General features: G+C 67.4%; 10 protein-coding genes and 1 riboswitch. Of the genes, 9 read left to right on the top strand and 1 reads right to left on the bottom strand.

Annotation, left to right across the window (positions count from 1 at the left end):
• Positions 1 to 89 precede the first annotated feature (89 nt).
• From D620_RS0113170 to D620_RS0113135, 8 genes are all read left to right on the top strand, one after another.
• A complete protein-coding gene (locus tag D620_RS0113170; RefSeq protein ID WP_051020621.1) occupies positions 90 to 1,586 on the top strand; it encodes a sodium:solute symporter family transporter in 1,497 nt (498 codons plus the stop codon).
• Positions 1,583 to 2,611 carry a UDP-glucose--hexose-1-phosphate uridylyltransferase gene (locus D620_RS0113165; RefSeq protein WP_017666287.1) on the top strand — a complete coding sequence of 343 codons (1,029 nt, stop codon included), beginning with the start codon at positions 1,583 to 1,585 and terminating at the stop codon, positions 2,609 to 2,611. The genes D620_RS0113170 and D620_RS0113165 overlap by 4 nt, the downstream gene beginning before the upstream one ends.
• Before the next feature lie 25 nt (positions 2,612 to 2,636).
• Positions 2,637 to 3,821 carry a galactokinase gene (gene galK / locus D620_RS15355; protein ID WP_017666286.1) on the top strand — a complete coding sequence of 395 codons (1,185 nt, stop codon included), beginning with the start codon at positions 2,637 to 2,639 and terminating at the stop codon, positions 3,819 to 3,821.
• Positions 3,822 to 3,918: 97 nt separating this feature from the next.
• Positions 3,919 to 4,902, top strand: a complete 984-nt coding sequence (locus D620_RS0113155) for an ArsR/SmtB family transcription factor (RefSeq protein WP_026092204.1) — start codon at positions 3,919 to 3,921, stop codon at positions 4,900 to 4,902.
• Positions 4,899 to 5,828 (top strand): methylenetetrahydrofolate reductase [NAD(P)H], encoded by a 930-nt coding sequence (gene metF / locus D620_RS0113150; protein WP_017666284.1) that lies wholly within the window; start codon positions 4,899 to 4,901, stop codon positions 5,826 to 5,828. Before D620_RS0113155 ends, metF begins: the two co-directional genes overlap by 4 nt.
• Positions 5,825 to 6,868 (top strand): homocysteine S-methyltransferase family protein, encoded by a 1,044-nt coding sequence (locus tag D620_RS0113145; protein ID WP_017666283.1) that lies wholly within the window; start codon positions 5,825 to 5,827, stop codon positions 6,866 to 6,868. The genes metF and D620_RS0113145 overlap by 4 nt, the downstream gene beginning before the upstream one ends.
• A 22-nt stretch (positions 6,869 to 6,890) precedes the next feature.
• A complete protein-coding gene (gene metH, locus D620_RS0113140) occupies positions 6,891 to 9,506 on the top strand; it encodes a methionine synthase (RefSeq protein WP_017666282.1) in 2,616 nt (871 codons plus the stop codon).
• 31 nt (positions 9,507 to 9,537) lie between these two features.
• Positions 9,538 to 10,752 carry a serine hydrolase domain-containing protein gene (locus tag D620_RS0113135; RefSeq protein WP_081596609.1) on the top strand — a complete coding sequence of 405 codons (1,215 nt, stop codon included), beginning with the start codon at positions 9,538 to 9,540 and terminating at the stop codon, positions 10,750 to 10,752.
• Positions 10,753 to 10,930: 178 nt separating this feature from the next.
• On the opposite strand, the gene D620_RS0113130 is transcribed toward D620_RS0113135, so the two are convergent.
• Positions 10,931 to 12,133 (bottom strand): cation:proton antiporter, encoded by a 1,203-nt coding sequence (locus D620_RS0113130; protein WP_017666280.1) that lies wholly within the window; start codon positions 12,131 to 12,133, stop codon positions 10,931 to 10,933.
• A 141-nt stretch (positions 12,134 to 12,274) separates the two neighbouring features.
• Positions 12,275 to 12,374, top strand: a riboswitch (glycine riboswitch).
• Positions 12,375 to 12,539: 165 nt separating this feature from the next.
• Between D620_RS0113130 and gcvT the strand changes: the two genes are divergently transcribed.
• Entirely contained in the window at positions 12,540 to 13,679 is a 1,140-nt protein-coding gene (gene gcvT, locus D620_RS0113125; RefSeq protein ID WP_017666279.1) for a glycine cleavage system aminomethyltransferase GcvT, read from the top strand.
• The last annotated feature ends 1 nt before the right edge of the window (position 13,680 follow it).

Here is a 13,680-nt window from a genome sequence, read left to right as displayed (position 1 = left end):
CCCGCGCCGGTGATGACCGGCGCGCGCGGGCTTGCCGCTGGCCCGCCATTGCGCTGTAACCGCGCAAAACCAGAGGGGAAAGCGCGCAGATGGCACCAGCAACCACGGGGGGAGACCCCACGCAGATCGCCGTGTGCCTCGGCCTGACGCTGGCGATCGCGCTCGCCACATGGCTGACGCTGCGGCGCGAGGGGCACGACGGGTCGAGGAAGGACGTCTACCTTGCGGGCGGCAAGCTCAATTGGCTGTTCGTCGCGGGCGCGATCACCTTGACCAACCTTTCGACCGATCAGCTGGTGGGCATGAACGGCAACCAGATGCTGCTGCTCGCCTGGTGGGAGATCAGCGGCTTCGTGGGCCTCTTGATCCTCGCCTATGTGTTTGTGCCGATCTATTACCGCGCCAGGGTCACGACCGTGACCGAGCTTCTCGAACAGCGCTATGGCGGGGGCGGCATCAGGACGCTGGTGTCGGCGTTGTTCCTGTTCGGGATGGTGCTGATCTACCTGCCTGCCGGGCTCTATTCGGGAGCGCTGTTCCTGAAGACCGCGGGGATCGATTACCCGCTGCTGGTGCTGGCGGCGCTTCTCGGGGTGATCGCGGCGGCCTATACCATGGCGGGCGGGCTTCGGGCGGTGGCGGTGATGGAGACCTATTCCGGGATCGGCGTGCTCGCCATCGCGGTGCTGGTGGTGATCCTCGCCTTGAATGCGGTCGATTGGGACATCGCGCGCGGCGTTCCGCCCGAGCGTTTGACGATGGTGGGCGCCGCCGACAGCCCGATCCCGTTCCACACCCTGTTCACCGGCATGATCTTTATCCAGATCTACTATTGGTCGACCAACCAGCCGATCACCCAGAAGGCCATGGCCGCCCCTTCGGTGAAGGAGGCGCAGAAGGGCGTGCTGGCCGCAGCGGTGGTGCGTATCTGCATCATCCCGGCAATCGTCGTGATCCCCGGCGTGGTCGCCTTCCAGTTGTTCGGCGATATTGACGATGCGGCCTATGGCAGGCTGGTTGGCGAGGTGCTGCCGCCGTGGCTCTCGGGCGTCTTCGCCGCTGCCATCGCTGCTGCGGTGATTGCGCACACGGCAGCGGTGATGAATGCGGCGGTCGGGCTCTATGCGGTCGATTTCCACGAGAAGTTCGTCGGCAAGGTCGAGAACCACTGGCGCCTGTCGGGGATCGTGACCCTGGTGCTGACGGTGGCCGCGGTCGCGCTGGTGCCGGTGTTCGACAATGCCAAGAGCATCATCAACCTGCTCCAGCAGTTGAACGGCCTCAGTTCGATGCCGATCCTTTCGGCCTTTATCGTCGGGCTGCTGTTCACCGGGGTCGAAAGCCGCGCGGCGATTGTCGGGGTGGTGTGGGGCTTCGCGCTCTACGCCATGTTCAGCTTTATCGCCGAGCCGGCGGGCGCGATCAGGCTGCACTATATCGACTTCATGGTGGTGACGCTGGCGACGAGCGTGATCGCCGCGCTCGCCTTCAACCGCTTCGCATTGGGCGGCCGCGCAAGGTTCGCCCCGCGCGAGGTGTTTGCCGGGTTGGCAAGGCGGCCCGAAGAGGAGGAGGTGTTCGGGTGAACCTCGATCCCGCCCGCCCCCACCGGCGTTTCAATCCGCTGACCGGCGGCTGGGTGCAGGTCTCGCCGCAGCGCATGGGCCGGCCGTGGCAGGGCGAGGTGACCGCGCCCGATCCGCTCCCGCCCGCCTATGACGCGGGCTGCTACCTGTGCCCCGGCAACGCGCGGGTGGGCGGCGAGGCGAACCCGGATTACGCGGGCGTCCATGTCTTCGACAATGATTTCCCCGCGCTCGCGGACAGCGAGGCGGGCGATGCCGGCGATGATCCGCTGCTGCGCGCGCAGGCATCGGCAGGGGTGTGCCGGGTCATCTGCTTTTCTCCCGATCACGGCAAGTCGCTCCCGCTGTTGCGCGATGAGCAATTGCGCAGCGTCATTGGCACATGGGCGGACCAGACCGCCGAGCTCGGCCAGCGCTTCCAGCATGTGCAGGTGTTCGAAAACAAGGGCGCGATGATGGGGTGTTCGAACCCCCATCCCCACGGCCAGATCTGGGCAACCGCGCACCTGCCGCAGGAGATCGCCACCGAGGACGCCCGCCAGCGCGACTACCTCAGCCAGCATGGCCGCCCGCTGCTGCTCGACCTGGCGCAGCGCGAAGCCGCAGGCGAGCGCGTGGTCGAGAGCAACCACGAATGGCTCGCCATCGTCCCCTTCTGGGCCGCCTGGCCGTTCGAGACGCTGCTGCTGCCGCGCTTTGCGGTGCAGCGGATGCCCGATCTGACCGGCAGCCAGCGCGCCAGCCTCGCAGGCATCCTCAAGGCGCTCACCACCCGCTATGACAACCTGTTCCAGACCAGCTTTCCCTATTCGATGGGGTGGCACGGCGCGCCCTTCGGCGGGGAGGGGGCGCAGGATCACTGGCAGCTCCACGCGCACTTCTACCCGCCGCTGCTGCGCTCGGCCTCGGTGCGCAAATTCATGGTCGGCTACGAGATGCTCGCCGAGCCGCAGCGCGATCTCACCCCCGAACGCGCGGCAGAGATGTTGCGTTCTGTCAGCGGCTTGGTGCATTACCGCGCCTAACCAAGGATAGGGTCACACAGACACCATGGATCGCCGCGACCGACTGATCGCCCGCGCCCGGCAGGGCTTCCGGCTTGCCTACGGGGTCGAGCCGACGCGCTTCTATGCCGCGCCCGGCCGCGTCAACCTGATCGGCGAGCATGTCGACTACAATGACGGCTTCGTCCTGCCCTGCGCGATCGACCGCGAGACGATTGTCGCCGCCGGGCCTCCATCCCCGCAGACCAAGGACAAGCTGTTCGAGGCGGTCGCGCTCGACATGGGCGAAATGGCAAGCGCGCGCGACAGGTTCGATCTGGTCGCCCCGATCCGCCCGGGCGACAACAACTGGCAGAACCATGTGCGCGGGGTGGTGCAGGGGCTGGGCCGCTATGGCCACCGGGTGCGGCCGATGCGCATCGCCATTGCGGGCGACGTGCCGATCGGCGCGGGGCTCTCCTCCTCGGCAGCTTTCGGCGTCGCGGTGGCGCTGGCGTGCTCGGAGTATTCGGGCCTCGACCTTGCGCCTGCGATGCTCGCCAAGATCGCACAGCTTGCCGAAAACGACTTCGTCGGCTGCGCCTGCGGGATCATGGACCAGATGGCCGCCGCCGCCGCGCAGGCCGATCACGCATTGCTGCTCGATTGCCGCAGCCTTGAACACATGGCCGTGCCGATCCACAAGAGCCTCGCCATCACCGTCATCGACACCGGCCTCAGGCGCAGCCTCACCGAAAGCGCCTTCAACCAGCGCCGCGCGGAATGCGAGGCGGTGGCGCAGCACTTCGGCGTGAAGGCCCTGCGCGATCTCGACTTTGGCAAGCTGCTGCTCGCCGAGCCCGATCTCGATCACACCCTGTTCCGCCGCGCCCGCCATGTGGTGAGCGAGCTTGACCGGGTCGAGCCCGTCGGCGTCGCGCTCGCGCGCGGCGATACGGCGCAGCTTGCGCAGGTGATGCGCGAGGCGCACCTCTCGCTGTCGGAGGATTTCGACGTTTCGCTGCCGCCGATCGACCGGCTCGCGCAGATGGTCGCCGAGGCGATCGGGGATGCGGGCGGGGTGCGGCTGACGGGCGCGGGCTTCGGCGGGTGCCTGGTTGCAGTCGCCAGGCACGAGTCGGGGCCGATGATCGACGATGCCATCGCGCGCTACAATGCCGAGGCCGATCTGCCCGCCCGCGCCGAAAACTTCCGCGCGGTGGGCGGGGCGGCGCCGATCCCGATCGACTAGGCGGCGCATCCTGCGGGCGCGGCGCGCGATTTTTGCGCTCCACGCTCCCGTAGACGATTTACACATATAAAAATATCTTTATATGCTCTCGGTCAACATGCTGATCGAGGACATCTTCAAGGCGCTGGGCGATCCGACCCGGCTGCGCATCGCCCGGCTGCTCGGCGCGATGGAACTGGCCGTCGGCGAACTCGCGCAGGTGCTCGGCCAGAGCCAGCCGCGTGTCTCGCGCCATGTCGGCATCCTGTGCGATGCGGGCCTTGCCGAGCGCCGCCGCGAAGGCAGCTGGGTGTTCCTGCGCCAGAGCGAATCGGGCTCCGCCGTGATCGAGGCGGTGCAGGCACTCCTCGCGCTCGCCGAGACGCATGAACCCGCCTTTGCCGCCCTGTGCGAGGCCGACCGCAAGAAGCTCGCCGCGATCCGCGATGCGCGCGAGGCGGCGGCCGAGACCTATTTCGCCCGCCACGCCGGGGAATGGGACGAACTGCGCGCGCTCCACAGCGCCGATGCCGAGGTCGAGACCCGCCTTGCTGAGGCGCTCGCCGATGCGCCGCTGGGTGCCCTCCTCGACATCGGCACCGGCACGGGCCGCATCGCGGAACTCTTCGCAGAGCGGGCCGAACGGGTGGTGGCGCTCGACAAGAACCTCGAAATGCTGCGCGTCGCGCGCGCCAAGCTCCAGCACCTGCCCGCCAGCCGCGTCGAACTGGTGCAGGGCGATTTTGCCGACCTGCCGTTTCCTGCCGCCAGTTTCGACACGGTCATCCTCCACCAGGTGCTGCACTTCGCCCCCGATCCCGCCCCCGCGCTTGCCGAAGCCGCGCGCGTGCTGCGCGGCGGCGGGCGGATCGCCATCGTCGATTTCGCCAGCCACGATCACGAAGAGCTGCGCACCCGCCACCAGCATGTGCGGCTTGGCTTTTCGGACCGCCAGATGGCCGAGCTGCTCAAGGCCGCAGGCTTCGCCGCTGCCGCGCCAAGGGCGCTCGAAGGCGGGGCGCTGGTCGTCAAGATCTGGACGGCCAAGCGCCGTGCCGCCGCTGCAACCGCAAAATCCCCCGCTCTGGAAACCGCGCAATGACCCCGACCCTCAGCCAGCTCCACGAATACCGCACCGCCACCGATACGCCGCTGTTTTCCGGCCTGCCGGGCGATGTCGCGGTCAGCTTCGAATTCTTCCCGCCCAAGAGCGAGAAGATGGAAGAGCAGCTGTGGGATGCGGTGACGCAGCTGAAGCCCTTGGGGCCGAGCTTCGTGTCGGTCACCTATGGAGCGGGCGGATCGACGCGCGAGCGCACCCATGCCACGGTAGCACGGATCATCGGCGAAGCGAAGCTGCCGGCGGCCGCGCATCTCACCTGCGTCGCGGCGAGCAAGGCCGAAATCCGCGAGGTTGCCGAACAATACTGGGAAGCGGGCGTGCGGCATATCGTGGCGCTGCGCGGCGATGCGGGCGAACCCGGCGCGCCGTTCACTCCGCACCCCGAAGGCTTTACCGGCGCGGCCGATCTTGTCGCGGGCCTCAAGGCGATCGCCCCGTTCGAGATCAGCGTTGCCGCATATCCCGAGACGCACCCCGACGCGCATTCGCCGCAGGACGATATCGACAATCTGAAGCGCAAGCTTGACGCCGGCGCGACCCGCGCGATCAGCCAGTTCTTCTTCTCGCCCGAAACCTTCTTCCGCTTCCGCGACGCCTGCTGCGCTGCCGGGATCGACGCGCCGATCCTGCCGGGCATCCTCCCCGTCACCAATGTCGCGCAGGCGAGGAAGTTCGCCGGCGCCTGCGGGGCGGCGATCCCGGCGTGGATGGACGGCCTGTTCGAAGGCCTCGACGAAAAGCCCGCCGCGCGCCAGCTGGTTGCCGCCACGGTCGCGGCCGAACTGTGCCGCCGCCTCTATGCGGGCGGGGTGCGGGATTTCCACTTCTACACCCTCAATCGCCCCGAGCTCGCCTATGCGATCTGCCACATGCTTGGAAAGCGCCCCGTCGGAGACAATGCATGAGCAAGCGCGAACAGCTCCTCGCCGCCGCGCAGGACCGCGTGCTGATCTTCGACGGCGCTTTCGGAACGCAGATCCAGCTGCGCAAGCTGACCGAGGAAGACTATGCGGGCACCCTCGGCCTTCCTGCCGACCAGAAGGGCAATAACGACATCCTCGCCCTGACGCGTCCCGATGTGCTGAGCGACATCACCCGCGCCTATTTCGAGGCGGGGTCCGATGTGGTGAGCACCAACACCTTCTCGGCCAACCGCATCAGCCAGGCCGATTACGCCGCCGAAGATCTGGTGCGCGAGATCAATGTGGCCAGCGGCAGGCTCGCCCGCGCGCTGGCGGATGAATATGCGGCGAAGGATGGCCGCCCGCGCTTCGTTGCCGGGGCGATCGGGCCGACCAACAAGACCCTGTCCCTGAGCCCCGATGTCGAGGACCCGGGCTACCGCGAGATCACCTTCGACTTTCTGGTCGACGTCTATCTCGAACAGGCGCGCGCGCTGGTGGAAGGGGGCGTGGACTTCATCCTGATCGAGACCGTGTTCGATACCTTGAACGCGAAGGCCGGGATCATGGCGGTCAAGCAGCTCGAGCGCGAGCTGGGCCGCGCGGTGCCGGTGATGATCTCGATGACGCTGACCGACCTGTCGGGCCGCAATCTCTCCGGGCATACGGTCGAGGCGTTCTGGTATGCGGTGCGGCACGCCAAGCCCGTCACCATCGGTTTGAATTGCAGCTTCGGCGCCGAGCAGCTGCGCCCGCATGTCAAGGTGCTCTCGCAGATCGCCGACACGCTGCTGATGATCTATCCCAATGCAGGGCTCCCCAACGAGCTGGGCGAATATGACGAGCTGCCGGACACCACCGCCGGGCTGGTCAGGGACTGGGCCGATCACGGCCAGGTCAACATCCTCGGCGGGTGCTGCGGCTCCTCGCCCGCCCACATCGCCGCGATTGCCAAGGCGGTGGCGAACAGCGCGCCGCGCACGGTGCCCGCGCCCGAACCGGCGATGAAGCTGGCGGGCCTCGAGGCCTTTATCGCCGCCTGATGACCCTCCCGAGAGAACCCACGTGACCCAACCCTCCTCCTCCCGCTTCATCAATATCGGCGAGCGCACCAACGTCACCGGATCGGCGGCGTTCAAGAAGCTCATCATGGCGGGCGATTACGCTGCGGCCGTGGAAGTCGCGCGCCAGCAGGTCGAAAACGGCGCGCAGGTGATCGACGTCAACATGGACGAGGGCCTGCTCGATGCGGTCCACGCGATGACGACGTTCCTCAAGCTGATCGCCGCCGAGCCCGACATCGCCCGGGTGCCGGTGATGATCGACAGCTCGAAGTTCGAGGTGATCGAGGCGGGCCTGAAGTGCGTCAGCGGCAAGCCGATCGTCAATTCGATCAGCATGAAGGAGGGCGAGGAAGCCTTCCTCCAGCACGCCCGCATCTGCATGGATTACGGCGCGGCGGTGGTCGTCATGGCCTTCGACGAGACCGGCCAGGCCGACACCAGGGAGCGCAAGACCCAGATCTGCAAGCGCGCCTACGACCTGCTGGTCGGGATCGGCTTCCCGCCCGAAGACATCATCTTCGATCCCAATATCTTCGCGGTCGCGACCGGGATCGAGGAGCACAACAATTACGGCGTCGATTTCATCGAGGCGGTGAAGGACCTGCGCGCGCTGTGCCCCCACGCGCATTACTCGGGCGGGCTGTCCAACCTCTCCTTCTCCTTCCGCGGAAACGAGCCGGTGCGCCGCGCGATGCATTCGGTGTTCCTGTATCACGCGATCCCCGCCGGGCTCGACATGGCGATCGTCAATGCGGGGCAATTGGACGTCTACGACCAGATTGACCCGGCGCTTCGTGATGCCTGCGAGGACGTGATCCTCAACCGCGATCCCGACGCCACCGAACGCCTCATCACGCTGGCCGAAAGCTTCAAGGGCAAGTCGGTCGCCGACGAGAAGGCCGCCGAGGAATGGCGCGGCTGGGCGGTCGAAAAGCGGCTCGAACATGCCCTTGTCAAGGGCATCGACGCCTATGTCGTCGAGGATACCGAGGAAGCCCGCCAGCACGCCACTCGCCCCATCGAAGTCATCGAAGGCCCGCTGATGGACGGCATGAACGTCGTCGGCGACCTGTTCGGATCGGGCAAGATGTTCCTGCCGCAGGTGGTGAAGTCCGCGCGCGTCATGAAGAAGGCGGTCGCCCACCTCATCCCCTTCATCGAGGCCGAGAAGGACCTCCTCCCCGAGGCCGAGCGCAAGGCCAAGGGCAAGATCATCATGGCCACCGTCAAGGGCGACGTCCATGACATCGGCAAGAACATCGTCGGCGTCGTGCTCCAGTGCAACGGCTACGAGGTGATCGATCTGGGCGTGATGGTGCCCTGGCCGACGATCCTGCAATCGGCCAATGACAACAAGGTCGACATGATCGGCCTCTCCGGCCTCATCACCCCCTCATTGGACGAGATGGTCACGGTCGCCGAGGAAATGCAGCGCGCCGGCATGACCATGCCGCTGCTGATCGGCGGGGCGACCACCTCCAAGGTGCACACCGCATTGAAGATCGACCCGGCCTATGAAGGCCCGGTGATCCACGTGCTCGACGCGAGCCGCGCGGTGGGGGTGGCCTCCAAGCTCCTTTCCGATACCCAGCGCGACGAATATGTTGCCGAGGTCGAGGACGAATACATCGCGGTGCGCGATGCGCGTGCGGGGCGGACCACCAGCGAGCTGCTCCCGCTGGCAGAAGCGCGCGCCAATGGCTTCGTCATCGACCCGTCCGAAAAGCCCGATGCCCCTGCCCGGCCGGGCCTCCACGTCTTCGACGACTGGAGCCTCGAGCATCTGCGCAGGTTCATCGACTGGACCCCGTTCTTCCGCGCCTGGGAACTCCACGGCAATTACCCCGCGATCCTCACCGACGCGGTGGTGGGCGAGACCGCGACCCAGCTGTTCGCCGATGCCAATGCGATGCTCGATCAGATCATCGCCGAAAAGTGGCTGACCGCGCGCGGCGTTGCCGGCCTGTGGCCTTGCGGGCGCGACGGGGACGATGTGGTGCTCGACAATGGCACGCGTCTCCCGATGCTGCGCCAGCAGGTCAAGAAATCGCGCGCCAAGAAAGACGGGGGGCGGGCCAACATGTGCCTTGCCGACTTCATCGATCCGAGCGGCGACTGGATCGGCGGCTTTGCGGTCGGCATTCACGGGATCGATGAGCATTCCGCGCGCTTCCTTGCCGACAAGGACGATTTCTCCGACATCCTCCTGAAGGCGCTGGCCGACCGTTTCGCGGAAGCCTTCGCCGAGGCGCTCCACCAGCATGTGCGCACCACCTTGTGGGGCTATGCGGCCGGCGAACAGCTCGACAATGCCGCGCTGATCCGCGAGCAGTATCGCGGCATCCGCCCGGCGCCGGGCTATCCGGCCTGCCCCGATCATTCGCTTAAGCCGATCCTGTTCGACCTGCTCGACGCGCCTGCCAATGTCGGCCTGACGCTGACCGAAAGCTTCGCCATGTGGCCGACTGCGGCGGTGAGCGGGTTCTACTTCGGCCACGGCCAGGCCGAATATTTCGGCGTCGCCCGCGTCGGGCCCGATCAGGTGGAAGACTATGCGCAGCGCCGCGGGGTCGATCTGGCGACGGCCGAGCGCTGGCTGAGGCCGAATCTCGATTGACGCGAGGCGCGGCGCGGCGATGATGCGCGGCATGTTCCGCCGCCTTCTCGCTGCCCTCGCGTTCATCGCCGCCCCCGCGGCTGCCGAGGTCACCGCGCCCCCGCCGCCCGCGGCGGTGGTGGTCGCCTTCGACCGCGAGAGCATCCGCCCGCTGATCGTCGAAGGGCTGGCGGACATGCAAACCGGCCGCAAGCTCGAAGCCAATGATCCGGTGCGGATCGCGAGCATCTCCAAGCTCGTCATGGCGCTCGCCGCGCTCAGGCTGGTGGACGAGGGCAAGGTCGATTTGGGCCGCGATGTCTCGGACTATCTCGGGTGGCAGCTGCGCTCGCCCTTCTATCCCGACACCCCGGTGACGCTCGCGCAGCTGATGTCGCACCGCGCCGGGCTTTCGGCTTCGGCGGAGTACATCATCCCGCTGGGCGAGAGCCTTGAGGCGAAATTCGCCGATCCCGCATCGTGGCGCGAAGGCGTGCGGCCGGGCGGGCGCAACGATCCCCTGCGCGGGCCCGATCCACAGGCGTTCCGCTATTCCAACCTCGGCGCGCCGCTGGTGGCGACCGTGCTCGAAGCGGCGAGCGGCGAGCGGTTCGACCGGCTTGCCGAACGGCTGGTGTTCAAGCCTTTGGGCGTGCAGGCCTGCCTCAACTGGATCGGTTGCGGCCCGGACATGACGGCCCGCGCGGTGACGCTTTACCGGCATACCGGCGAGGTGGCGAAGGACGGTGCGGGCGACCTGCCGCCGCATTGCACGATCCCGGTGGCCGAGGAGCACGCGTGCGATCTCGACAATTACGTGCCCGGCACCAATGCCTCGATCTTCTCGCCGCAGGGGGGCGTCAGGATCGGAATGATGGACCTGGCGAAGATCGGGCAGGCGCTCTACCGGCTGGATGACGACGGGCCGTTCCTGCGCCCCGAGACGGTGCAGCGTATGGGCTGGGCGATGCAGCCGACCGCCCAGACCGCCTTTTTCTGCACCTATGGCCTGCATTTCCAGCTGATCGAGCACCCCTTGCTCGCATGCGAGGGCGACCGGCTGCTGGGGGACGGCATCCCGCGCATCGGCCATTCGGGCGAGGCATACGGTCTCCAATCGGGCCTGTGGCTCGATCCCAAGGGCGACAGCGGCTTTGTCTATTTCACCACCCAGGTCCCGCCCCCGGCGGGCGGCGAGGACACCGGCGGCTTCACGCCGCGCGAACAGGCGCTGATGGCGCGGGCGTTGGAATTGGCGGGGAAGTAAGGCGGCGCGGGAGGGGGCTTTCCTACTCGCCGCCAAGGGCGCAGGATCGCGCCCATGACCCCGCTCGCCCGCCTCTTTTTCGCAGCCCGGATGGCCGGTGCGGGGGCGGAGGAAATCCGTCCCAGGACAGTGTCTCATGTGTCTCCTACAGGCGCGCAGGCGCCCGATGGAGACGCGCTCAGGCCTGCGCCTTCAGCGCCTCGCCGACCTTGCGCAGCCGCGGGGCCACCATCGGCACGGTCAGCATCGTGCTGGTGACGGCCATCAGCAAGAGCGCGGTGAAGGCCGCGTTTGAGATGATGCCCTTGTCGAGCAGGACGTTGGCGAAGATGATCTCGATCAGCGCCTTGGTCTGGAGCAGCCAGCCGATGATGCTCGCCTCGCCCGGTCGCCAGCCGAGCAGCTTGCCGGCGATGCGGATGCCGAGCAGCTTGCCGCTGACCGAAGCCGCGAGCAGCAACGCGGCGGCACCGAACACGGCGAGCCCGCCGACGTCCCACTGGGTCCTGAGGCCGGTCGAAAGGAAGAACACCGGCATGATGGTGAGCAGCACGGTGTTGCGGAAGCGGTCCATCGCCGCGTGGCCGAACCACCCGGCATCGAGCACCACGCCGGCAAGGAAGGCGCCGACCATGTAGTGCAGGCCCGACCAGTCCGCCCCGAAGCCGGCGATGGCCAGCCAGATCAGGCCGACATACCAGCGGTCGTCCTCCTTGAGGCGGACCATCAGCTTGCGGATCCCGAAGGCGGCAAGCGCGAAGCCGGCGAGGAAGATGCCCTGCCGCTCGATGCGATCGAAGTCGAGCAGGATCAGCGCCAGCACGCCCCAGATCGCGACATCGTCAAGGCTGGCATAGCGCAGGATGCGCTGGCCGAGCGGTTCGCGCAGGATGCCGAGCTTCTCCATCAGCAGCGCGAGGATGGGGAGGGCGGTGACCGCGCAGGCCATGCCGATGCCGACCACGATCTGCCAGGTCGATCCCTTGGGGCCCATCCAGCCCGGCCCGCTCGCCAGCAGGATCGTCGCCGCGATCGAGCCCAGCGCCATCGGGAAGAGCAATGCGCAGGCTGCGGTCACCCCGCTCTCGGCGCGGCGCTCCCAGGCCAGATTGAGGTCGAGCTCGAGCCCTGCGACCCACACGAACAGCATGACGGCCCACCACGCGACGCCATTGAGGGCGCCGATCACCTCGGGCTTGAAGACGAAGGCGTAGTAGTCGGGAGAGACCGCGCCGAGCACGCCCGGGCCGAGCAGAATGCCGCCGACGATCTGGACGACCGCCAGCGGCATCCAGTGTTCGGTGTCGAGCACGCGCCACACGAGCCACGGGGCGGCGAAGATGATCGTCAGCGCGATCAGATAGACTTCGGTGGTGTTCATCGTGCCTGCGTGTCTATTCAGCCGCGCATGTCGGCGCAAATGCGTTTTCCACACCGCAAAGGCGCGCCTCGCCGATTGACGCGGTGCAGCATTTCGCCCATCGCTGCGGGGTCTTCCGCGCTCAGGAGCGATTCTGGCGCGGGCAGGCGAGCGGGAGAGCCCGATGCCCTTCTCGAAGGGCAGAGGCGCCGAAGGAGCAACCGCCCCGGAAACTCTCAGGCCACCGGACCGCTCGGCTGCGTGACACTCTGGAAAGCGCTCCCGCCGCAAGGCAGGGGCCACCGAAGGGGAGGCTGGCTGCGCTCGCGCGGCCCGCCGAAGCTCTCAGGTCACCCGACAGAGGGGGCAGTTACGTGGCGGCGCGCTTGCGCTGCCGGACTGCCGTATCCTGCCGGGGAATCCTCAAGTGAGCGACCACGATACCGAAGACCATCTCGAAGAGATCGCGCTGGAGCCGCTGCCGCTCGATGCGTGGCACCGCGCGCGGGGTGCGCGGATGGTGCCCTTCGCGGGCTACGAGATGCCAATCCAGTACGAAGGGATCGTCGCCGAACACAACTGGACCCGCGAGAATGCGGGCCTGTTCGACGTGTCGCACATGGGGCAGTTGGTCCTGTCCGGCCCCGATCTCGACGCGGCGGTCGAAGCGGTGCTGCCGATCGACCTTGCGACCCTCAAGCTCGGCCAGCAGCGCTATTCGCTGCTCCTTGACGAGAACGGCGGGGTGCTCGATGACCTGATGGTCTCGCGCTGGCCCGAGGCGCTCTATCTGGTGGTCAACGGCGCGACCAAGTGGGACGACATGGGCACGCTGCGGGAAGCCCTGCCCGACGACATCACCATGAACTACCTCGACGAGCGCGCGCTGCTCGCGCTTCAGGGCCCCAAGGCCGCCGACGCGCTCGCCCGCCATGCAACCGGCGAATACCCGCTGTCCGCGCTGACCTTCATGAAGTTCGGGCAGTTCAAGCTGGCGGGCCATGATGTGACCATCGCGCGGGCAGGCTACACCGGCGAGGACGGGTTCGAGATCTCGCTCCCTGCCGAAGCCGCCGCCGAAGTGGCCGACCTGCTTTGCGCCGAACCGGAAGTGAAGCCCATCGGCCTCGGCGCGCGCGATTCGCTGCGGCTCGAAGCCGGCCTGCCGCTCTACGGCCATGACATTTCGCCCGAGACCAGCCCGATCGAAGCCGGCCTCACCTTCGGCATCAACAAGCGCCGCCGCACGGAAGGCGGCTACCCGGGCGCCGAGCGGATCAACCGCGAGATCGCCGAGGGCACGGCCCGCAAGTGGGTCGGCCTCAAGCTCGAAGGCCGCCTGCCTGCCCGCGAGGGTGCCGAAGTCTTCGCCGGTTCCGAGAAGATCGGCACCGTCACCTCCGGCGGCTTCTCGCCCACGCTCGGCGCGCCCATCGCGATGGCCTATGTCTCCAGCGACCACGCCGCCATCGGCACGCAAATCGAGGTGGAGGTCAGGGGCAAGCGCCTCGCCGCCACCGTCAGCCCCACACCTTTCGTCCCCCACCGCTACCACCGAGGGAGCTAAG

This window comes from Porphyrobacter sp. AAP82 (genome assembly GCF_000331285.1).
GTDB lineage: Bacteria > Pseudomonadota > Alphaproteobacteria > Sphingomonadales > Sphingomonadaceae > Erythrobacter.
Note: the sequence above shows the minus strand (reverse complement) of the source record. Positions and strands in the feature narration are given on the sequence as shown.